The organism is Bacillus crepusculi (assembly GCF_014764715.1).
In the GTDB taxonomy this organism is placed as follows: domain Bacteria; phylum Bacillota; class Bacilli; order Bacillales; family Bacillaceae; genus Bacillus.
On sequence record NZ_JACXXE010000002.1, the window covers coordinates 441,002 to 461,283 of the forward strand.

General features: G+C 43.1%; 22 protein-coding genes. 19 read left to right on the plus strand and 3 right to left on the minus strand.

Annotated features, from left to right (window positions below; all coding sequences use genetic code 11):
* Window positions 1-16 precede the first annotated feature (16 nt).
* Window positions 17-649 (plus strand): DsbA family protein, encoded by a 633-nt coding sequence (locus IEE86_RS06155; protein WP_191096413.1) that lies wholly within the window; start codon window positions 17-19, stop codon window positions 647-649.
* A gap of 76 nt (window positions 650-725) precedes the next feature.
* Here IEE86_RS06155 and IEE86_RS06160 read toward each other — a convergent pair whose 3' ends face one another.
* A complete protein-coding gene (locus IEE86_RS06160; protein ID WP_191096414.1) occupies window positions 726-1,514 on the minus strand; it encodes a C39 family peptidase in 789 nt (262 codons plus the stop codon).
* Between the two features lie 233 nt (window positions 1,515-1,747).
* Here IEE86_RS06160 and IEE86_RS06165 point away from each other — a divergent pair, with 233 nt between their 5' ends.
* From IEE86_RS06165 to IEE86_RS06245, 17 genes are all read left to right on the plus strand, one after another.
* Window positions 1,748-2,923 carry an ATP phosphoribosyltransferase regulatory subunit gene (locus tag IEE86_RS06165; RefSeq protein ID WP_191096415.1) on the plus strand — a complete coding sequence of 392 codons (1,176 nt, stop codon included), beginning with the start codon at window positions 1,748-1,750 and terminating at the stop codon, window positions 2,921-2,923.
* Window positions 2,916-3,563: an ATP phosphoribosyltransferase gene (gene hisG / locus IEE86_RS06170; protein ID WP_059376603.1), complete on the plus strand. Its 648-nt coding sequence runs from the start codon at window positions 2,916-2,918 to the stop codon at window positions 3,561-3,563. Before IEE86_RS06165 ends, hisG begins: the two co-directional genes overlap by 8 nt.
* Window positions 3,560-4,849, plus strand: coding sequence for a histidinol dehydrogenase (hisD, locus tag IEE86_RS06175; RefSeq protein ID WP_191096416.1), 1,290 nt, complete (start codon window positions 3,560-3,562; stop codon window positions 4,847-4,849). Before hisG ends, hisD begins: the two co-directional genes overlap by 4 nt.
* Entirely contained in the window at window positions 4,846-5,430 is a 585-nt protein-coding gene (gene hisB / locus IEE86_RS06180) for an imidazoleglycerol-phosphate dehydratase HisB (RefSeq protein WP_191096417.1), read from the plus strand. The genes hisD and hisB overlap by 4 nt, the downstream gene beginning before the upstream one ends.
* Window positions 5,430-6,068: an imidazole glycerol phosphate synthase subunit HisH gene (gene hisH, locus IEE86_RS06185; protein WP_191096418.1), complete on the plus strand. Its 639-nt coding sequence runs from the start codon at window positions 5,430-5,432 to the stop codon at window positions 6,066-6,068. The genes hisB and hisH overlap by 1 nt, the downstream gene beginning before the upstream one ends.
* The gene (gene hisA / locus IEE86_RS06190; RefSeq protein ID WP_191096419.1) at window positions 6,065-6,802 is read left to right on the plus strand and encodes a 1-(5-phosphoribosyl)-5-[(5-phosphoribosylamino)methylideneamino]imidazole-4-carboxamide isomerase; all 738 of its coding nucleotides are present in this window, start codon (window positions 6,065-6,067) and stop codon (window positions 6,800-6,802) included. Before hisH ends, hisA begins: the two co-directional genes overlap by 4 nt.
* Window positions 6,799-7,557: an imidazole glycerol phosphate synthase subunit HisF gene (gene hisF, locus IEE86_RS06195; protein WP_191096420.1), complete on the plus strand. Its 759-nt coding sequence runs from the start codon at window positions 6,799-6,801 to the stop codon at window positions 7,555-7,557. Before hisA ends, hisF begins: the two co-directional genes overlap by 4 nt.
* Window positions 7,554-8,183 (plus strand): bifunctional phosphoribosyl-AMP cyclohydrolase/phosphoribosyl-ATP diphosphatase HisIE, encoded by a 630-nt coding sequence (hisIE, locus tag IEE86_RS06200; RefSeq protein WP_191096421.1) that lies wholly within the window; start codon window positions 7,554-7,556, stop codon window positions 8,181-8,183. Before hisF ends, hisIE begins: the two co-directional genes overlap by 4 nt.
* 129 nt (window positions 8,184-8,312) lie before the next feature.
* On the plus strand, window positions 8,313-9,773 hold the full coding sequence (locus tag IEE86_RS06205; RefSeq protein WP_191096422.1) for a tetratricopeptide repeat protein: 1,461 nt from the start codon (window positions 8,313-8,315) through the stop codon (window positions 9,771-9,773).
* A gap of 363 nt (window positions 9,774-10,136) precedes the next feature.
* Window positions 10,137-11,510: a C40 family peptidase gene (locus IEE86_RS06210; RefSeq protein WP_318010255.1), complete on the plus strand. Its 1,374-nt coding sequence runs from the start codon at window positions 10,137-10,139 to the stop codon at window positions 11,508-11,510.
* Between the two features lie 234 nt (window positions 11,511-11,744).
* Window positions 11,745-12,695 carry a thioredoxin-disulfide reductase gene (trxB, locus tag IEE86_RS06215; protein WP_191096424.1) on the plus strand — a complete coding sequence of 317 codons (951 nt, stop codon included), beginning with the start codon at window positions 11,745-11,747 and terminating at the stop codon, window positions 12,693-12,695.
* Between the two features lie 357 nt (window positions 12,696-13,052).
* Window positions 13,053-13,517, plus strand: coding sequence for an 8-oxo-dGTP diphosphatase (locus tag IEE86_RS06220; RefSeq protein WP_191096425.1), 465 nt, complete (start codon window positions 13,053-13,055; stop codon window positions 13,515-13,517).
* Window positions 13,518-13,556: 39 nt separating this feature from the next.
* Window positions 13,557-14,444, plus strand: a complete 888-nt coding sequence (rapZ, locus tag IEE86_RS06225; RefSeq protein WP_191096537.1) for an RNase adapter RapZ — start codon at window positions 13,557-13,559, stop codon at window positions 14,442-14,444.
* The gene (locus IEE86_RS06230; protein ID WP_191096426.1) at window positions 14,445-15,404 is read left to right on the plus strand and encodes a gluconeogenesis factor YvcK family protein; all 960 of its coding nucleotides are present in this window, start codon (window positions 14,445-14,447) and stop codon (window positions 15,402-15,404) included. It begins immediately after the preceding gene.
* A 17-nt stretch (window positions 15,405-15,421) separates the two neighbouring features.
* Entirely contained in the window at window positions 15,422-16,372 is a 951-nt protein-coding gene (gene whiA / locus IEE86_RS06235; protein ID WP_191096427.1) for a DNA-binding protein WhiA, read from the plus strand.
* A 26-nt stretch (window positions 16,373-16,398) separates the two neighbouring features.
* Window positions 16,399-16,656, plus strand: a complete 258-nt coding sequence (locus IEE86_RS06240; RefSeq protein ID WP_191096428.1) for an HPr family phosphocarrier protein — start codon at window positions 16,399-16,401, stop codon at window positions 16,654-16,656.
* Between the two features lie 39 nt (window positions 16,657-16,695).
* A complete protein-coding gene (locus IEE86_RS06245) occupies window positions 16,696-17,439 on the plus strand; it encodes an arylamine N-acetyltransferase family protein (RefSeq protein ID WP_191096429.1) in 744 nt (247 codons plus the stop codon).
* Between the two features lie 51 nt (window positions 17,440-17,490).
* On the opposite strand, the gene IEE86_RS06250 is transcribed toward IEE86_RS06245, so the two are convergent.
* Complete coding sequence (locus IEE86_RS06250) at window positions 17,491-17,979, minus strand: ribonuclease (protein WP_191096430.1); 489 nt, start codon at window positions 17,977-17,979, stop codon at window positions 17,491-17,493.
* Window positions 17,980-18,158: 179 nt separating this feature from the next.
* The gene (locus tag IEE86_RS06255) at window positions 18,159-19,136 is read right to left on the minus strand and encodes a 2-hydroxyacid dehydrogenase (RefSeq protein WP_224740816.1); all 978 of its coding nucleotides are present in this window, start codon (window positions 19,134-19,136) and stop codon (window positions 18,159-18,161) included.
* Between the two features lie 551 nt (window positions 19,137-19,687).
* On the opposite strand from IEE86_RS06255, the gene IEE86_RS06260 reads away from it, so the two are divergent.
* A complete protein-coding gene (locus IEE86_RS06260) occupies window positions 19,688-20,269 on the plus strand; it encodes a beta-class carbonic anhydrase (protein WP_191096432.1) in 582 nt (193 codons plus the stop codon).
* Window positions 20,270-20,282 lie beyond the last annotated feature (13 nt).

Sequence of the window (20,282 nt, forward strand, 5' to 3'; positions counted from 1 at the left end):
GTAAGGAGTCTGTCTGATGAATGATCAAGAAAGGTCTTTTATCTATGTATGGGATGCGTATTGTGGCTGGTGTTATGGATTTTCCAACAGCATCCGTACTTTACACGAAAATCACCCTGAGATACCACTGACACTTGTATCGGGCGGTTTATTTGTAGGAGATAGGAGTCTACCGATAAAGAATTATCCGCACATTCCAGAAGCAAATGAGCGTATCAGTCAGCTGACTGGTGTCGAATTTGGAGAACGTTACGAGGAGCTGCTAGGAAACGGCACATTTCTTTTAGACTCTGAGACTGCGGCCATTGGGTTTTCTGCATTAAGGTCCATCGCGCCAGAGCGCGCATTGTCCTTGGCTTCATCCATGCAAAAAGCCTTTTATCAAGACGGAAAAAGCTTAAGTGATGAACAAACTTATAGAGAAATCGCTATGAATCACCAACTTGATCCTGACGTATTGGTTGAACGGATGAAGGAGACAGAAACGATCAATGATGCGTATGCCGATTTTGCGAAGGTTCAGCAATTAAACGTGAATGGTTATCCTACACTTTTACTAAAAAAAGGGGATGAATACTTCAGTCTAGGCGGGGGTGCGATGACGGCTGAAAAGCTTGAAGACCGCCTGAAGGAAATACTAAAAAAATGAATCATTCAAAAACATCCTCCATACCGATGGAGGATGTTTTTATGCATGAGTAATTCTATTCAATGAGACATGTGGTCTATGTTTGAATGATAATCGCCTGACTGCCCATCTGTTCCCAAGAATCCTCAAACTGCTCGCGATCGACTTTTTGATTCTTTTCTCCGTATGGGTTATTCAAGTAGACATGCTCCTTGTCATAGCCTGTGATGACCACGCTATGCATATTAAAGCTCACATCTATTTTGCCATTTGGTGTATTCCATGTTTCGATGTTATCTGTTTTGTCAAAGGTGGATGTCGTAATGACCCATACAGGGTAGCCCTTTTCAAGTGATTGATAGATAGCCTTTTTGACAGGCTTCCCAGTTAAGTCAACGACTTGATCGCCCGCATATTTTTTCGCAAGCTGATAAATAGGTTCATGGTAAACACCAAGACCTGGTCCATTCTCCATATCCCCTACAAATCCGTCATGAGGATCTCCCTTTAAGCCATTTTCATAATTGAGCGGAACACGTTTGATGTCATTTGCTAATGTGTTTTTTGTTACTTGCTCATAGCCGCTGTAATGAAGCAGCATTGCTAAGCTTGTGACTTCGCAACCGTTATAAAGCTTTGGTGCATCCATTTGATTGTAAAGGATGACATCCATGGCTTTTTTGCTTCCTTTTAAAGACTGGTGTGAGGACTCTATTTTTTTCGTCGAACGTGTCTCTTCAGCCGCAAGTGCGGTATCGTTTTCTTTTGCTGCTTCGCGTGGTGAGGCTGTTTTTTTGACTTGGTCAATTTGTGAAACGTAAATAAAGCCGAAATAGACAAGACATGCGCACAACAAAGTTAAGGTTAATGTCTGGATGAACTTCACTGTAATCTCCTGTGTTATTCAATATTTTTAAGTATTATAGCATGTTCCTAAAGCAAAGAGACGGAAAAGGATCAGGTGTCATTTTAATGTAATATATGAACAAAATATTAACGAGAAAATGGGGGAAATAAAAAGGATTGATTTAATCACTTTATTTTGTTAGCATATTATCATATTAGCGAACTAAAGGATTCGGAATTTTTCGTTTTAATGTGCTGGAGGTGCAAAAGAACATGTTTATGTTTGAGAAACCATATGGTATGCGGGATTCATTACCAGGGTTGTATGAGACGAAGAAAAAAGTGAGACATTCATTAACAGAGGTCATGAATGGTTGGGGTTACCGTTTGATGGAGACACCAACGCTTGAATTTTACGATACAGTCGGTGTTCAATCGGCGATTACAGATACACAGCTGTTTAAGCTTCTTGATCAAAACGGTCAAACCCTTGTACTTCGGCCTGATATGACGGGGCCGATTGCGAGAGTGGCGGCTTCAAAGCTTCATGAGCAGGCGTACCCCCTTCGAGTTGGTTATGCAGCGAGTGTGTTCCGGGCGCAGGAAAGAGAAGGCGGGAGACCCTCTGAATTTGAGCAGGTCGGCATTGAATTGATTGGTGATGGCTCAATTAGTGCAGACGCTGAAGTGATCGCACTTGTCGTGTTTGCATTAAAAAATGCTGGTCTTCAATCCTTCAAGATAGCGATCGGTCATGTCGCTTTAGCAGAGACGTTATTTGTCGATGTACTAGGAAATACAGAGCGTGCAAACGTCCTTCGCCGATTCTTATATGAAAAGAATTATGTTGGATACCGTCAGCATGTGAAGCAATTACCGCTCTCCTCCATTGATAAAATGAGGCTGCTACAGCTTTTAGATTTACGCGGCGGCGAGGAAGTTACAGAGCGGGCAGAGGAAATCGTCGTTTCACAAGAGGGAAAAGAGGTACTCGCAGAGTTAAAGGCACTTTGGGAGACACTTGAAGACTACGGCTGTACAGAATATATCCGTTTAGATTTAAGCATGGTAAGTCATATGAGCTATTACACGGGCATTTTGTTTGAAGTATTTGCAGATCATGTTGGGTCTGTCATCGGAAGTGGCGGTAGATATGATCAATTGCTTGCTCACTTTGATGCACCCGCCCCAGCTACAGGGTTTGGACTTCGATTAGACCGCCTGCTTGAAGCGCTTGATGCAAAAGAAATCAATGAGCCGCAGGAGGCTGTGATTTTTAGTAAGGAGCAAAGACTGGAAGCCTTTGCTTTTGCAGAAAAGGAGCGGTCAAAGGGGAAAAAGATCGTTCTGCAAGACTTAGCGGGTATTGAAAATATTGACGCGATGACAAAGGCATTTGAGCAGGTGACTTATTTTATCGGCGCTAGAAAGGGAGAGCAAAATGGGTAAAGTGTTGACAATGGCGATGCCGAAGGGCCGGATATTTGAAGAAGCAGCAGGGCTGTTAAGACAGGCGGGGTATCAGCTGCCGGAGGAATTCGAGGATTCAAGAAAATTAATCATTGATGTTCCAGAAGAAAACCTCCGCTTTATTTTAGCCAAGCCAATGGATGTGACGACCTACGTAGAGCACGGTGTAGCGGATGTGGGGATTGCAGGAAAGGATGTCATGCTCGAAGAAGCTCGTGATGTATACGAGGTGCTCGATTTAAATATCAGCAAATGCCATTTAGCGGTTGCTGGATTACCAGGAGCCAGTTGGGGTGGTGTCGCGCCGCGTGTGGCAACGAAGTACCCAAATGTGGCATCGTCCTATTTTAGAGAGCAGGGTGAGCAGGTGGAGATTATTAAGCTGAATGGTTCCATTGAATTAGCACCGCTCATCGGACTCGCTGATCGCATTGTTGACATTGTCTCTACAGGTCAAACACTAAAGGAAAATGGACTTGTCGAAACGGAGCATATTTGTGATATTACGTCACGTTTTATTGTCAATCCTGTGAGCTACCGAATGAAGGATACGGTAATAGATGAAATGGCGCAGCGTCTGGCAAGAATCATTGAAGGAGAAGGAGAGGAATCATCATGAATATCACCTACTTACAAAAAGGTGAGACAGACACTCTCTCACTCAAGCGGTCTTTAGATACAGGAACAAAAGAACAGCGTCAGGCGGTTCAGCGCATTATACAAGAAGTGAGAACAAATGGTGATGAAGCTGTACGCTCTTTTACAAAGCAATTTGATGGGGTGCTGATTGAAGATCCGCTTGTCACAGAGGATGAAATGGCAAAAGCCTTTGAACGCTTGGACCCAGCGATCATCCAGATCATCCAAACAGCTATACGCCATATTCGAACATACCACGAGCGTCAGCTGACATCCTCTTGGTTTTATCACCAAAAGGACGGCTCCATGCTCGGTCAAAAGGTGACGCCGCTCGATGCGGTCGGTGTGTATGTCCCAGGCGGAACAGCCGCCTATCCATCATCTGTTTTAATGAATGTGATTCCGGCACTTGTCGCTGGCGTTGAACGAATTGTTCTTGTGACACCACCAGGGGAAGACGGGCGTCTCTCTGACGCTGTACTGGCTGCCGCGAAGGAGCTGGGCATTTCAGAAATGTACAAAATGGGTGGCGCGCAGGCGATTGCGGCACTTGCATATGGAACTGACAGCATCCAGCCTGTTGATAAAATCACAGGTCCTGGAAACATTTATGTAGCACTTGCCAAGCGGGAAGTATTTGGTCAAGTAGACATCGATATGATTGCGGGGCCAAGTGAAATTGCTGTCCTAGCAGATGAAACAGCACTAGCACATGAGGTGGCGGCCGATTTGCTTTCGCAGGCAGAGCATGATGCATTAGCATCCAGTATTTTGGTGACACCGTCTAAGGCACTTGCTGAAAGCGTGCAGGCTGAAGTGCGAAAGCAGCTAGATACGTTGCCAAGAAAATCAATCGCAGCACAATCCATTCAAGATCATGGCCGTATTTACGTGACAGAATCAATGGAGCGTGCGGTAGACGTCGTCAACCAATTAGCGCCAGAGCACTTAGAGGTGCTGACAGCATATCCAGAATCGTTTCTAGGTCAAATCAAGCATGCAGGCGCGATTTTCTTAGGGCGTTATAGCCCTGAGCCGGTAGGAGATTATTTCGCAGGACCGAATCACGTGCTGCCAACAAACGGAACAGCTAGATTCTCAAGCCCACTTGGCGTCACCGATTTTCAAAAGAAAACGAGCATTATTTCATATAGTCAAGAAGCCTTTGAGGCACACAGGGAAAGCATTGCGGCTTTTGCAAGATTAGAAGGTCTTGAAGCACATGCAAGGTCAATTGAAGCGAGAAAACGGGAGGGATCGTCATGAGACAGGCGGAAACAGCGAGACAAACAAATGAAACGAATATTTCATTAGCGTTAGACATTGATGGAGAAGGAAAAGCAGATATTCAGACAGATGTGCCTTTTATGACGCACATGCTTGATTTATTTACAAAGCATGGACACTTTAATTTGACCGTTGATGCGAAAGGAGATACGGATGTTGATGACCACCACACAACAGAAGATATCGGCATCGTGCTTGGGCAAATGTTTAAGGAAGCGTTAGGTGATAAAAAAGGAATCAAGCGTTATGGATCTAGCTTTGTTCCGATGGATGAAACGCTTGCCCAGGTGGTAGTTGACTTAAGCAATCGTCCTCATTTAGAAATGAGAGCGGCCTTTCCAAGTCAAAAGGTCGGTACCTTTGATACAGAGCTAGTGCATGAATTTCTTTGGAAATTTGCCCTTGAAGCCCGTATAAACCTTCATGTCATTGTTCACTACGGGACCAATACGCACCATATGATTGAAGCGATTTTTAAAGCGATGGCACGTGCCTTAGATGAAGCAACAACCATTGACCCACGTGTGAAAGGGATTCCTTCGACAAAGGGGATGCTCTAATGATCGGAGTCATTGATTACGGAATGGGAAATTTGTTCAGCGTATCAAAAGCGCTGGAACGAGCTGGCGCCTCCTATATCGTGTCCTCTGAAGTGGAGGAGCTCAAAAAGGCAGATGCTTATATTTTGCCGGGGGTAGGGTCGTTTCGTGATGCGATGCAGCTGTTAAAACAGACAGGACTTGAGGCATTTATTCACCAAGTTGTGCAGGAGGGAAAGCTGTTATTTGGCATTTGTCTTGGCATGCAGCTGTTGTTTGAAGAAAGCGAAGAGGCAGGACTGACAAAAGGATTGGGCTTGTTGAAAGGACGTGTTGTTCTTTTAAAGGATCGCGATCAGGACGGGCAACGGCTGAAGGTACCTCATATGGGGTGGAACGAGCTCACATTTCATCAGCCGTCCCCGTTATTTGACGGTGTACCGGAAGGATTTGCATACTTTGTTCACTCCTATTATGTGAGTGATATGAATCCAGAGGAGCAATTGGCAAGTGCGGCCTATGGCGTACAAGTACCAGCAGTTGTCGGAAAGGGGAATGTGTTTGGAACGCAGTTTCACCCTGAAAAAAGCAGTACAACGGGAATGGCACTGCTCAAACAATTTATTCAATTAGCAAACGAACAGAGGGTGAACAAATGAGTGAATTTACACTATATCCAGCAATTGATATGAGAAATGGCAAATGTGTACGACTCGTGCAAGGAGACTATGATCAAGAAACCATTTATGGAGATTCACCTCTCGATATGGCGACGCGATTTGCAAATGAAGGAGCAAAGTGGATTCATCTCGTTGACCTAGATGGTGCGAAAGCAGGGAAACGTGTCAATCATGAGCATGTGCTGGCGATTGCTTCCACCTTAGATGTGAAGGTACAAATTGGCGGTGGCATTCGGACAGAAGAAGATGTTGCTTTTTATATAAACAATGGCGTAGCTAGAGTCATCCTTGGTAGCTCTGCTGTTTCTAACCCTGCCTTTGTGAAAAAAATGCTTGCGCAATATGGGGAGAAAATAGCGATTGGCATTGATGCGCGAAATGGCTTTGTATCGACTGAAGGCTGGCTTGAAACATCGAAAGTGAAGGCAGAGGATCTCGGCAAAGAATTGGCAAAGGAAGGCGCAGAGGTCTTTATTTTCACAGATATTCAAATGGATGGCATGCTGGCGGGTCCCAATGTGGAAAGTACAGTTCGCTTAGCAGAAGCTACTGGCAAACAAGTGATTGCTTCAGGCGGTATCAGTTCGGTACTCGATCTTCAAAAGCTGTCAGCACAAACACAGTCAGGCGTTTCTGGTGCGATTATTGGAAAGGCACTTTATACGGAGCGGTTTACTTTAGCTGAAGCAATTGAAGGGCTTGAGCGCGTATGATGACAAAACGAATCATCCCATGTCTTGATGTGAAGGAAGGGCGTGTCGTCAAGGGAGTCCAATTTCTAGGATTAAAGGATGCAGGTGACCCGGTAGAATTAGCGCAGATCTATGATGAGGAAGGGGCGGATGAACTTGTCTTTCTCGATATATCGGCCTCGCATGAAGGACGAAAAACGATGGTGGATGTGGTCAAGCAAGTCGCATCCACTCTTGCCATACCGTTTACGGTGGGCGGCGGGATTAACCATCTTGATGACATGAAGCGTATATTAAGAGCGGGTGCAGACAAAGTATCTGTGAACACAGCGGCTGTGTTAAGGCCGGAACTAATTTCAGAAGGTGCTGATTTTTTTGGCTCCCAGTGTATTGTTGTCGCAATTGATGCAAAATACGATGAAGAGAAACAAGCATACATGGTCTATACACACGGAGGACGCCGTAAAACGGATATAGAGGTAAGTGACTGGGCGAAGGAAGCGGTGCTGAGAGGAGCAGGGGAGATCTTGCTGACAAGCATGGATGCCGATGGTGAGAAAACAGGCTTTGATCATCGTCTGACAAAGCTTGTATCAGAAGCAGTCACAGTACCAGTCATTGCCTCTGGAGGCGCTGGCAATGCGCAGCATATGCTGGAGGCTTTTACAAAAGGAGAAGCTGATGCCGCACTCGCAGCCTCTATTTTCCATTATAAAGAAACCTCAATTCAAGAGGTGAAGACATACTTGAGAGAACATGGGGTGAAGGTAAGATGAAACAGGCAAACGAATTAACCTTCAATGAGGCAGGTTTGATTCCTGCAATTGTGCAGGATGCTCAGAGTAAGGAGGTCTTGACGCTGGCATATATGAATCAAGAATCCTATGAAAAAACGCTGGAAACAGGCGAAACATGGTTTTTTAGCCGTTCGAGAAACGAGCTTTGGCACAAAGGTGCCACATCTGGACATACCCAGCAAGTGACTTCCATTCGTTATGACTGTGACAAGGACGCTCTGCTTGTGCTCGTGACAACAAGCGGCCCAGCCTGCCATACTGGCAGCTATAGCTGTTTTTCTGAAGAAGGCATGAAGCCGCAAAGCAAAGAGCAGGATCGTTTTGCGATTTTAAATGAACTTGAACAGGTCATTGCAAAGCGTCAGGCAGAAATGCCAGAGGGAGCTTATACAACCTATCTATTTGAAAAAGGGGTCGATAAAATCCTAAAAAAGGTGGGGGAAGAAGCGTCCGAGGTCATCATTGCAGCGAAAAACCGTGATCAGGAAGAGTTGAAATGGGAAACAGCCGACCTCCTGTATCACCTTCTTGTGTTATTACGTGAGCAACAACTGCCGCTTGATGATGTATTAAAGGTATTAAATAAGCGTCATCAAGGTAAATGAAAAGCCGGGGGCATTCCTGGCTTTTTTCTTTTGAGTGAAAAACAAATCCTTCCTTTCTTTTGTTCTATGTGACAACTCGTGAAGTATGTTATACTACACACGGTACACTGTTCGAAATGGAGGGTATCGGTGAGTAAATACACTTCTCAAAATAATCACACACAAGTCGTCCAGCTATTCCAAGATGGGCATTACTTTTTTCATAAAGGTTTAAAAGCATATAGAGAAAGAAATCTATCAAGGGCTGTTAAGCTGATACAGCGGGCCATTGTACTCGAGCCTGAAAATGTAGAAATGCTATCACAGCTTGCCATTATTTATACTGAAATGGGTCATTACCAACAATCAAATGAATTGCTTGATTTCATCCTTGAACACGTAGATGAAAACATGACAGAGTGTCACTATTTTAAAGCAAATAATTATGCCAATCTCGGACTGTTTCAAGAGGCGTATAAGTCAGCCACTGCTTATGCTGCTTTGGAAGAGGATGGGGAATTTGCGGATGAAAACGATGATCTCCTCGACTTGCTTGATATGAGTGACGAAGAGGACGAAGATTTTCCTTATGATCAGGATGACCTGATTGTGAAGCAGGATCAAGCGAATCATTTGTTAGAAAGCGGGAGGCTTGACGAAGCCATTGAGATGCTGGAACAGATGATTGTTGAGTATCCAGAATTTTGGTCAGCGTATAATAATCTCGCTTTGGCCTATTTTTATTCTGGTCAGATCCAACAGGCGAAAGAGATGTTGAACCGGGTCCTGCATGAAAATCCCGGTAATCTGCATGCCCTTTGTAACCAGCTTGTGTTCTATCATTATGAAAAAGAAGAAGAGAAGGTCAACGTGTTGGCGAAGCAATTAACGCACGTGTATCCAATATTAAGTGAACAGCGTTATAAGCTTGGCGCAACATTTGCCCTCGTGGGAGAATTTGAATGGGCCTTTAAATGGCTTTATTCTTTGTATAAAACAGGATTTCAGGGAGATAGTACATTTTTATACTGGCTTGCCAGTGCATCCTATCAAACGGGCCACAAAACGCTGGCACAAACCGTTTGGAATAAGATGGTGGAAGAAGATATCGATGCAGATGAAATCAAGCCGTGGCAGGATAAACTAGAGGAGACTGAACCAGTGGTCTCCATTGAGGAACGGCTAACTGCTTATTATGTCAGTAAACAAAAAGGTGAACATGACGTTCTGCAGTCTGTCCTTGATGCCCGAGCAGCGAAAACAGCCTTTGAACAGCAATTCATTGAGCTGCTTTTATTTGAAGATCAAATGGAAGAACGGTCTTTTTCAGAAGATGCACTCTTTGCAAAACAGGCGGCATCTACTTTAGAAGAAGCCGTGCAGCCTGATAACCATATGCCATACTTTTGGTTGTTCCATATTATTCAGCAGGCACGTGCTGCTGGTGTAGACAAGAAAAATGCGCCTGCATGGGCAGCCGCTTCTTATTATCTATGGATGAATGAGCAAGAGGAATCAACCATCAGTAAAAAAGAGGTAGCGTCCTCTTTTCAGATCAGCGTTCAGACACTGTCTAAATATGAGGCTGTTATTGGTACGTTAATCGACTAATAGGTAAATAGATTCAGAGAATAGCAGCATGACCCAAAAGGTCGTGCTTTTTTCTTGGATAAAAAGGTGAGATTTGCAAGGATTTGGCGAAGTATGACAATCACGACATGTTTTTGAAACATAATTGTAATAAAAATATTAGCTCATTTTGTCGATGTCTCATGTATAATGAAAATCGTGGATTAAAACAAAGATAGATATTTAGATATTTTACTATACATAATGAAACACCTAGTGATAGAAACAATCTGGTCAACATCTGACTGATCAATCAGGAAGAAAGACATAGAGAGCACAGATTGGTCGCAGAGAATTTGCTGCTTTCTAATGTCGCTTGGGAAATTGTCAAAGGAGGAACTATTCGTGAAAAAGTTTATCACTTTCGGTTTAGCTTCGGTGATCGGAGCGAGCGGTTTATTTATCCCATTTACTCATGAAGTAAATGCACAGAACTTTGAACAAAAGAAACAAGAACTAGATAGCAAGCAATCTGAGGTCAACAAGAACCTTCAAAAGAAAAAAGAAGAGCTTTCCAAGCTTGAAGCAAAACAAGAGGCACTTGCACTAAAGCTGAAAGAAATTGACGAGAAAGCTTTAAAAACAAGTGATCAGATCGAAGAAAAACAAGCAGAAAACGAAAAAACAAAAAAAGAAATCAAAGCACTGAAAAAAGAAATTGCTGATACTGAAAAACGTATTGAAGAAAGAAACGAATTCTTGAAAAAGCGTGTACGTGCGCTTCAAGAAAACGGCGGTTCTACGAAATACATAGATGTATTACTAGGAGCAAAAAGCTTTAGCGATTTCATCAGCCGTGCAGGTGCAGTATCTACACTGATCAACGCAGACAGTGAAATCATTAAAGAGCAAGAAAGAGACAAAGCGGAGCTTCAAAAGTCTGAAAATGAACTAAATACGAAGCTTGAAGATGTTCAAAAGACACTTGCAAAGCTTGAAACACTCCAAACAGACTTGAATAAACAGCTTGATGAAAAAGACAAGCTATTCAAGCAAGTGAAAAAGCAAAAAGGAAGTGCTTCTTCTGAAATCAGCGAGTTAAACAGTGAGGCTAACAGCATTGCATCTGAAAAAGATGCAACAGTTGCTGCACAAAAACAAGCTGAAAAAGAAGCAAGAGAAGCAGCTCAAAAAGCAAAAGAAGAACAAGCACAAAGACAGCAGCAACGTCAAGCTAGTGTTCAAACAGAAGACAACAGCTCAAATAACGATAGCAGCTCGTCTTCAAATAACGGTGGATCATCTAATAACAACAACAGCAGTTCACCAAGCAAGAAACCATCTTCTGGCGGTGGATCACCTGTCAGCAATAACGTAGGCGGAATTGAAGGTGCGATCAGCACAGGTTCTACCATTGTTGGTCAATCTCCATATAAATGGGGCGGCGGCAGATCACAATCCGATATTGACGCACGCCGTTTTGACTGTTCTTCATTCGTTCGCTGGGCATTCGCATCAGCAGGCATCAACCTTGGACCAGTTGGCGGTACAACAACAGATACGCTTGTAGGTAAAGGAAGAGCTGTAAGTGCATCTGACATGAAACGCGGAGACCTTGTGTTCTTTGATACGTATAAAGTAAATGGGCACGTTGGTATTTACTTAGGAAACGGTACATTCTTGAACGATAACAGCTCTCGCGGAGTTTCAGTTGACTCAATGAGCAACGTATACTGGAAAAAAGCATTCAATGGCGTTGTCAGAAGAGTTGTTGAATAAATCACTACTTTGTATATAACCGTAAACAGGCTTCCTTAAACAGCAGTTTAAGGAAGCTTTTTCTTTTTTTGAAGATATGAGCAAATGATTCGCTTATTCCCCGCAGATTTAATAGGATATGGGTAAGGAATAAAAGCTAAGAGTGGAAAGGATGCTTTCTGTCATGAATGGAAGCATCACCCAAGGGCATTCTAATAGGAAATGCTAGCAGCAATTGAAGAGGGAGTGACAGTTGTGTCAGAAGAAAAAATCTACGATACGATCATCATTGGAGCGGGACCTGCCGGAATGACAGCCGCTGTTTATACATCACGGGGAAATCTTTCAACACTCATGATTGAAAGAGGAATTCCAGGCGGACAAATGGCGAATACGGAAGATGTTGAGAACTATCCTGGCTTTGAAAGCATTTTAGGGCCGGAACTTTCAAATAAAATGTTTGAGCATGCGAAGAAATTCGGTGCTGAGTATGCATATGGTGATATTAAAGAAATTGTTGACGGTGAAGAGTACAAAATCGTCAAAGCTGGTTCAAAAGAATACAAAGGCCGTTCTGTTATCATTGCGGCAGGTGCTGAATATAAAAAAATCGGTGCACCAGGTGAAAAAGAACTTGGGGGCCGCGGCGTATCATACTGTGCAGTATGTGATGGTGCCTTCTTTAAAAACAAAGAGCTTGTGGTCATTGGTGGCGGAGACTCTGCGGTAGAAGAGGGTGTGTATCTCACACGCTTTGCTTCAAAAGTAACGATCGTCCATAGACGTGACAAACTTCGTGCACAAAGCATCTTACAAGCACGTGCCTTTGATAATGAAAAAATCGACTTCATGTGGAACAAAACTGTCAAGCAGATCAATGAAGAAAATGGAAAAGTCGGTAGCGTGACGTTAATTGATACCGTGACAGGTGAAGAAGAAGACTTTAAAACAGACGGCGTCTTTATTTATATCGGAATGCTGCCACTATCTAAACCATTTGAAAATCTCGGCATTACAAATAAAGAAGGCTATATCGAGACAAACGAAAGAATGGAAACAAGAGTTGAAGGCATTTTTGCAGCTGGTGACATTCGTGAAAAAACACTTCGTCAAATTGTGACAGCAACAGGTGACGGAAGTATTGCAGCACAGAGCGCACAGCATTATGTAGAAGAGCTTGCTGAAAAGCTAAAAGCAACGAAATAAACGGCTGTCTTAAATCCTTAATATTGCGTCATGGGCTTTTAACTGGAATGTAACACGGGTGAAACAATGATCCGTTATGATAAAACTAGTAATTGACCCCCTTTTATAAGGAATACATGTTTGGCACGGATGCGAATCCGTGTCCTTTTTTTTGCATAAAATCAGAAATTCACGAGATGTTCACAAATGACGCATGGAGAACCGTTAAATGTTGTAAAATAAAGAGTAGAGAAATTGGACGTCACATCATTCACACGAAAACCTGTCTGTTTTCGGTGAAGAACGGGCATGTTCATTGTGGGAGTCAGGATGAACCTGTATAATAAGAAAAAGACATATAAGAGTAGGTGACAGCTGATGCAACGAGTAACCAATTGTGTGCTGCATCACGAAGATCAAGTTCTCTTGCTGCAAAAGCCAAGACGCGGCTGGTGGGTAGCGCCGGGCGGCAAAATGGAAAGCGGAGAATCGGTCAAGGATTCAGTCGTTCGAGAGTATAGAGAAGAAACAGGCATTTATATTTTAAATCCGCAGCTAAAGGGTGTTTTTACCTTTATCATAAAAGAAGGCGATCAAATCGTTCAAGAATGGATGATGTTCACCTTTATGGCAGATTCATTTACCGGGAAAAACGTGACAGAATCAGAGGAAGGCATTTTAAAATGGCATGACGTGCAGGATGTGCCTCGTTTGCCGATGGCTCCTGGAGATTCCCATATTCTTGACTTCATGCTAAAGGGAAAAGGACTTCTCCACGGCACTTTTACGTATACACCAGATTTTGAGCTCATTGCTTATCGGTTAGATCCTCAAGGAGACTAATACATGAACCGTTTTCATAAAGAAGGAGAGGGAGCAGGCATGAATACGTACAAACAAGATGATATTCAGCTTGTGATTATTACAGGAATGTCAGGTGCGGGGAAAACCGTTGCCATTCAAAGCTTTGAAGACTTAGGTTACTTCTGTGTGGATAACTTACCGCCATCACTTTTACCGAAGTTTCTAGAGCTCATGAAGGAATCGAATTCAAAAATGAGCAAGGTAGCCCTTGTGATGGATTTGCGCGGCCGCGAATTCTTTGATAGCTTAGTTGCTGCCTTAGATGATATGAGTGATATCGGCTGGATTACACCAAGGATTCTATTTTTAGACGCAAACGATAAGGTGCTTGTCTCAAGATACAAAGAAACGAGACGTTCGCATCCTCTTGCGACAACAGGACTGCCGCTCGAAGGTATTGCAATGGAGCGTGAGCTGCTAGAGGAGTTGAAAGGCCGGTCTCAAATGATTTTTGATACGTCGGATCTGAAACCAAAACAGCTTCGAGAAAAAATTGTCACGCACTTTGCCACCAATCAAGGGCAAGTGTTTACAGTGAATGTCATGTCCTTTGGCTTTAAATATGGCCTGCCGATTGATGCTGATCTTGTATTTGATGTAAGGTTCTTGCCAAACCCTTACTATATTGAGAGCATGCGTCCACAGACTGGAAACGATGAAGAAGTGCGCTCCTATGTGATGAAATGGAGTGAAACGCAAAAGTTCACAGAGAAATTAATTGATCTTCTCAGCTTTATGCTTCCGTCCTATAAACGAGAAGGAAAAAGTCAACTTGTGATCGCCATTGGCTGTACGGGCGGCCAGCATCGATCTGTGACGCTCGCTAACTATTTAGCGGAGTATTTTAAAAACGATTACTATACACATGTCACTCACCGGGACATTGAAAAGAGAAGCAAAAAATAGATGACGACATTACCAAAGGTGGTCATTCTTGGCGGTGGTACTGGCTTATCTGTTTTGCTCAGAGGGCTAAAAACAAAGCCAGTAGATATTACAGCCATTGTTACGGTTGCTGATGACGGAGGCAGTTCAGGCAGACTGCGCCACGATTTGAATATCCCGCCTCCAGGCGATATTCGAAACGTCCTTGCGGCTCTCTCTGATGTGGAACCGCTTGTGGAAGATTTATTTCAGCACCGTTTTAACAAAGGGAATGACTTAACAGGCCACTCTCTCGGCAATCTCATTCTTGCGGCGATGACAAATATAACCGGTGACTTTTTTCATGCCGTCACAGAAATGAGCAAGGTCTTAAATGTGAGAGGGAAAGTATTGCCAGCAGCGAATTCAAGTGTTGTTCTTCATGCAGAATTAGAAAATGGGCAAGTGGTAACAGGAGAATCCAAAATCCCTACTTACGGGGAAAGGATTAAACGAGTCTTCCTCACACCCGATACGATTGAGCCGCTTCAAGAATCCATTCAAGTCATTCGTGAGGCTGATTTGATCGTCATTGGACCTGGCAGCTTGTATACGAGTATTTTGCCGAACTTGCTTGTACCGCATATTGGAGAAGAAGTGATTCGCGCTAAGGCGAAAAAAGTGTATATTTGCAATGTCATGACGCAGCCGGGGGAAACGCTTTCCTACAGTGCAGCTGATCATGTGCAGGCTTTAAACGATCATATGGATCGACCATTCATTGATACCATTTTTGTGAACAATAAAGAAATTCCAGAAGAAATCAGAGCAAAGTATGCAGAGGAACAGGCGCAGCCTGTACAGTTCGACATAGGTGCACTTAAAGCAATGGGACTGGAAGTCATCCCTGGGGAAATCATTACATATGACCAGAATGTGATTCGTCACGACACGCTCAAAGTAGCCTCGCTGCTCGTCGACCTGCTGCATCAGAAAAAATAGGAATGGGGGTGGCAAGGATGTCATTTGCATCCGAAACAAAAAAAGAGCTGACTAATCTGGACGTGAAGGACTGCTGCTCAAAAGCAGAGCTTTCTGCCCTCATCCGTATGAACGGTTCATTATCTTTCTCTAATCGAAAATTGATTTTAGATATACAGACAGAGAACGCAGCCATTGCAAGACGTATTTATACGCTGCTCAAAAGGAAATATGATGTGACAGTCGAGCTGCTCGTCCGTAAGAAAATGAGATTAAAAAAGAATAATGTGTATATTGTCAGACTGGTAGAACGAGCGAAAACGATTTTAGAGGATTTGAAAATATTAGGTGAACAATTTGTATTTGAGCGCAATATTTCAGAGGAGCTTGTGAAGAAAAGATGCTGCAAGCGCTCCTATATGAGAGGTGCTTTTTTAGCAGGCGGTTCTGTGAATAATCCTGAAACGTCTTCCTATCACCTTGAGATTTTTTCATTATATAAAGAACATAACGATGCCCTTTGTGAGCTGATGAATCAATTTCATCTGAACAGTAAAACACTTGAGCGTAAAAAAGGATATATTACGTACATGAAAGAAGCCGAAAAAATTACGGAATTTCTAAGTGTTGTCGGTGCCCATAACTCATTACTTCGCTTTGAAGACGTGCGAATCGTCCGCGATATGAGGAATTCCGTAAACCGGCTCGTCAATTGTGAAACAGCAAACTTGAATAAAACGATTGGTGCCTCACTGCGTCAGGTCGAAAACATTCAATTCATTGATGAAAAAATTGGACTTGATGCGCTGCCGGATAAGCTGCGTGAAATTGCTAAACTGCGCGTCGACTATCAAGAGGTCACGCTAAAGGAACTTGGCGAAATGGTGGAAAGCGGAAAGATCAGCAAATCAGGCATTAACCACCGTTTAAGAAAGCTAGATCAAATCGCAGAACAATTACGAAACGGACAAGCTGTTACACTCAAATAGGGAAATAAAAAAGGGAGGCAGATCATATGGTGGAAAAAACGGTCACCATTCAGCTGAAAACAGGTTTGCAGGCACGGCCAGCTGCTTTGTTCGTACAAGAAGCCAATCGCTTTGGTGCTGATATTTTTCTAGAGAAGGATGGAAAGAAGGTCAATGCGAAGAGCATTATGGGTCTCATGAGCCTTGCGATCAGCTCTGGAGTCACGATCAAGCTGATTGCAGATGGTGCAGATGAAGAGGAAGCCATTAAGGCATTAACAGATTTTATCAATCAAGAAAACTGAGTCTCTTTACAGGCTCAGTTTTTTTAGGAGGGAATGTACATGATTCAATCAGCCTTTTTACAGAAGATTGGATACGAAGGTCAGTCTATCACATTTGATGACTTGCCTGCTTTATTAAAAAAGATGGCGTATACGTTTCCATTTGAAAACCGATCTGTGCTGAACAAACACTCCTACGGCTTGGATCAAGAAGGGTTGAAACAGCATCTTCTTGAAGGAAAAAGAGGGGGACTTTGTTATGACCTCAATCCTCTCTTATATCATGTGCTAAAAGAGGCAGGGCTTGCTGTACAGCTCGTTCAAGGAACCGTGTATAACAAAGAAGCGGAGAAGTGGGCGATTGATGGAACGCATGTAGCCATCGTCCTTACACATCACAACGAGCGCTTCCTTATTGATGCAGGATTTGGTGTGAATTTACCTCTTCAGCCCATCCCTTTTACAGGTGAATGGGTGGAAGCACCGTCCATTCGTTTTCGCGTCAAAGCAGAGGAAACCGAAAAAGGGACACATCTGATCCAATTGGACAGGGGAGAAGGCACTGAAACAGGCTATGCTTTTACATTGAAGGAAGTCAATGAGCATATATTGGTTCAAATGAGGCAGGAAATTTATGAAAATGAAGCCTCTCCTTTTAATAAAAGACCGCTTGCATCCAAACTGACACCAACAGGGCGTGTGGTCGTGACAGAGGATCATGTCACGATACATGAACAGGAAGAAGTATTGAAGAAACCACTCTCACAACCGTTTGAGGAGTACGTACAAAAATTGCTTTCGTAAACAATATGAAAAGACAGCCCGCTTCGAAATCGGCCTGTCTTTTTTCATTCATTAACGAATACGTGTAAATGTCGCATAGTGGTCTGTTGTTTTATAAATGAGCCAGTCACTCGAATACACGAGGCGATCAGCATTACGGAAGCCGGAGACGTAGTTGATATCGGCCTCACGCCATGTTCGGCCGCTTGCTGAAGGAAGGCGTCCCTCCCGGTTAGAGAAAACATCTCCACCAATGCTTTTACCTGGTGCAACCTCCGCTAGATTACCCTTTGATGCTACCCATCCGAGAGCACTTGCTTGTGATTTTGTGATGTAGTTATCAGGCAGTCGTTTGTAGCGAATTAAATAATCTGCTACGCCATCAAAGGTATTAATGACGGCAAGGGTACGCACATCTGATGCAAGTTGAATAGAAGCTGTTTCACTTGTGGCTGTTGGTGTAAGGGGTGTTTCTGCATGAGCTTGCTGCGGGATAAATCCAGAAAACAGAATAGCAGCGATCAGAGCGAGCGTAGTAAAAATCGAACCAAATCTTTTCATCTTCATCCTCCTAGTAAGGAAATTGGATGCCATCCTCTTGATGCTTGTCTACCTCATATTATAGCACCCGCATATGAAGAGAATGTAAAGAATCAGGAGATTGGCGAAAATGAGGCTTTTCTCCCGATTCCATTCTGATGAAATAAATAAAAAGACGCAGTCCGCTGCGCCTTTTCCATTTAAGATGAGGCTAGCTCCTTCACAACATCAACAGAAGCCTTGCCGTCAATTCCATGAAGCACATTATGAATGGCTCGTTTTAGCATGAGGTCTCTTGTTGTTTCGGTGGCGGAACCGATGTGAGGGGCAAGAGTGACATTGTTCATCTCTTTGAACGGATGATCTTCCTGAAGCGGCTCTTGTTCATATACATCAAGACCTGCGCCTTTGATCCATCCCTCCTGAAGCGCTTGAATGAGGCTTTTTTCATCCACTGTTTTCCCGCGAGAAATGTTCACGAATAAAGCGGTTTGCTTCATTAACTTCAATTCTCGTTCCCCAATCATATGATACGTTTCATCGGTCAGTGGTGTGATCAGCACAATGATATCGGCTTGCTTTAGCAGGTCATCAAGTGTGCAATATACAGCGCCGTATGCCGATTCGGCTTTTTCATTCCGGCTTCGGTTATGATAGAGGACGTTCATATCAAAACCAAGTGCTGCCCTTTTGGCTACCTGCTCTCCGATACGACCCATGCCAATAATGCCAAGCGTTTGATGATGAACATCAATGCCAAATATATCTTCTTCCTGTACAAATTTCGTCCATTTTCCCTCGCGGATAAAACGATCAAGCTCGGCAATTCTTCTTGCAGACGAGAGAATGAGCGAAAAGGCAAGGTCAGCAACGGTATGGTCAAGCGTATAAGGAGTGTGCGTACCGATCACGCCTCTTTGTCTCATCGCTTCTATATCGAAGTTGTCATAGCCGACAGAGTTATTGCTCACCACCTTGAGTTTTGGTGCGTGATCTAATAGCTCCTGATCAATTTTTGTTCCAGATGTTAAAAGCCCATCAGCCTTCTGCAGCTTCTCAAATAAAATATCTCTTGGGATGGGGTCCTTTGATTGCCATACCTCGTATGTACAATGTTCCTTGAGCATGTCTTCAAATGAGGCAGGTAAGGGTTTGGCGACAAAAATATGTGGTTTCATCATCAACTCGCTCCTTTCACATGGTCATCGTTCTCCTTTCATTATAAAGCAACCATTCTGGCAGTACACGTTTGAATATGAGCTGCTCAATATTTAATATACTGAAATAAACGGAAATTTAGTGAAAAAGATAATTCATAAGCCATCTGATGTATTTTCACTATGTAGAAAAAAGAGAGATTAGTAGATGGGACTTAGAAAAACGCCGGTTTTTTGAGAGATTATCTGACAAACCGGAAAATAGAACGAGACTTTTTGATAGAAAATTTATTATATTTGAAATGTATTAAACGGGACGGCCATTTTCTACTAAACCATTTCATCGTCTTTTGATGAAATGAAAACAATCGCTTAAAGGAGCAGGCCGCCTATCCCTTACACTGAAGCGGAACTCGAGTCAAAATAGAGAAAATGCTTACATATTCTCTCATCATTTTCTCATTTTTTTCTTTTTTTTCTATCATTTTTCTTCTCTATGCTTGAGAACACACGAAAGAAAAGGAGGACAGGCAGGGGCTTACGCTACTTAAAAAAAGATGGGAGATGGCAAGATGGGTTCAAAATTAGAACAGATTCTTCAGCACAATTCAGAGTTTGTGAAAGAGAAACATTATGAGCCTTACAAAGCGGGGAAATTTCCTGAAAAGAAACTCGTCATATTAACTTGTATGGATACACGTCTTTTGGAATTATTGCCGCAATCCATGGGGCTGCGTAACGGTGATGCCAAGATCATTAAAAATGCCGGAGCTATCGTCACACACCCTTTCGGCAGTGTGATGCGAAGTATATTACTAGCCATATATGAGCTGAAAGCAGAGGAAGTATGCATTGTGGGACATCATGAATGCGGAATGGCAGGTCTTGCGGCAGATCCTTTACTTGAAAAGGCAAAAGCACGCGGAATCGAAGAGAAATGTTTGAGCATTGTGAAAAACTCAGGGGTTGATTTAAAGGGGTGGCTGACAGGCTTTGATTCAGTAGAAGAAAGCGTGTCCCAAAGTGTGAAATTAGTCAAAGATCATCCACTGATGCCAAATGATGTGGCTGTTCATGGACTTGTCATTCATCCAGCAACAGGAAAGCTAGATGTCGTTGTGAAAGATCAACAGATTGACGTGCAGTATACCTAAATCATCTACACAT

What these genes read in the sequence shown, in the direction of transcription:
- IEE86_RS06155 (WP_191096413.1), top strand. Translation starts at nt 17, where the DNA reads ATGAATGATCAAGAAAGGTCTTTTATCTATGTATGGGATGCGTATTGT.
- IEE86_RS06165 (WP_191096415.1), top strand. Translation starts at nt 1,748, where the DNA reads ATGTTTATGTTTGAGAAACCATATGGTATGCGGGATTCATTACCAGGG.
- hisG (WP_059376603.1), top strand. Translation starts at nt 2,916, where the DNA reads ATGGGTAAAGTGTTGACAATGGCGATGCCGAAGGGCCGGATATTTGAA.
- hisD (WP_191096416.1), top strand. Translation starts at nt 3,560, where the DNA reads ATGAATATCACCTACTTACAAAAAGGTGAGACAGACACTCTCTCACTC.
- hisB (WP_191096417.1), top strand. Translation starts at nt 4,846, where the DNA reads ATGAGACAGGCGGAAACAGCGAGACAAACAAATGAAACGAATATTTCA.
- hisH (WP_191096418.1), top strand. Translation starts at nt 5,430, where the DNA reads ATGATCGGAGTCATTGATTACGGAATGGGAAATTTGTTCAGCGTATCA.
- hisA (WP_191096419.1), top strand. Translation starts at nt 6,065, where the DNA reads ATGAGTGAATTTACACTATATCCAGCAATTGATATGAGAAATGGCAAA.
- hisF (WP_191096420.1), top strand. Translation starts at nt 6,799, where the DNA reads ATGATGACAAAACGAATCATCCCATGTCTTGATGTGAAGGAAGGGCGT.
- hisIE (WP_191096421.1), top strand. Translation starts at nt 7,554, where the DNA reads ATGAAACAGGCAAACGAATTAACCTTCAATGAGGCAGGTTTGATTCCT.
- IEE86_RS06220 (WP_191096425.1), top strand. Translation starts at nt 13,053, where the DNA reads ATGCAACGAGTAACCAATTGTGTGCTGCATCACGAAGATCAAGTTCTC.
- rapZ (WP_191096537.1), top strand. Translation starts at nt 13,557, where the DNA reads ATGAATACGTACAAACAAGATGATATTCAGCTTGTGATTATTACAGGA.
- IEE86_RS06230 (WP_191096426.1), top strand. Translation starts at nt 14,445, where the DNA reads ATGACGACATTACCAAAGGTGGTCATTCTTGGCGGTGGTACTGGCTTA.
- whiA (WP_191096427.1), top strand. Translation starts at nt 15,422, where the DNA reads ATGTCATTTGCATCCGAAACAAAAAAAGAGCTGACTAATCTGGACGTG.
- IEE86_RS06240 (WP_191096428.1), top strand. Translation starts at nt 16,399, where the DNA reads ATGGTGGAAAAAACGGTCACCATTCAGCTGAAAACAGGTTTGCAGGCA.
- IEE86_RS06245 (WP_191096429.1), top strand. Translation starts at nt 16,696, where the DNA reads ATGATTCAATCAGCCTTTTTACAGAAGATTGGATACGAAGGTCAGTCT.
- IEE86_RS06250 (WP_191096430.1), bottom strand. Translation starts at nt 17,979, where the DNA reads ATGAAAAGATTTGGTTCGATTTTTACTACGCTCGCTCTGATCGCTGCT.
- IEE86_RS06255 (WP_224740816.1), bottom strand. Translation starts at nt 19,136, where the DNA reads ATGAAACCACATATTTTTGTCGCCAAACCCTTACCTGCCTCATTTGAA.
- IEE86_RS06260 (WP_191096432.1), top strand. Translation starts at nt 19,688, where the DNA reads ATGGGTTCAAAATTAGAACAGATTCTTCAGCACAATTCAGAGTTTGTG.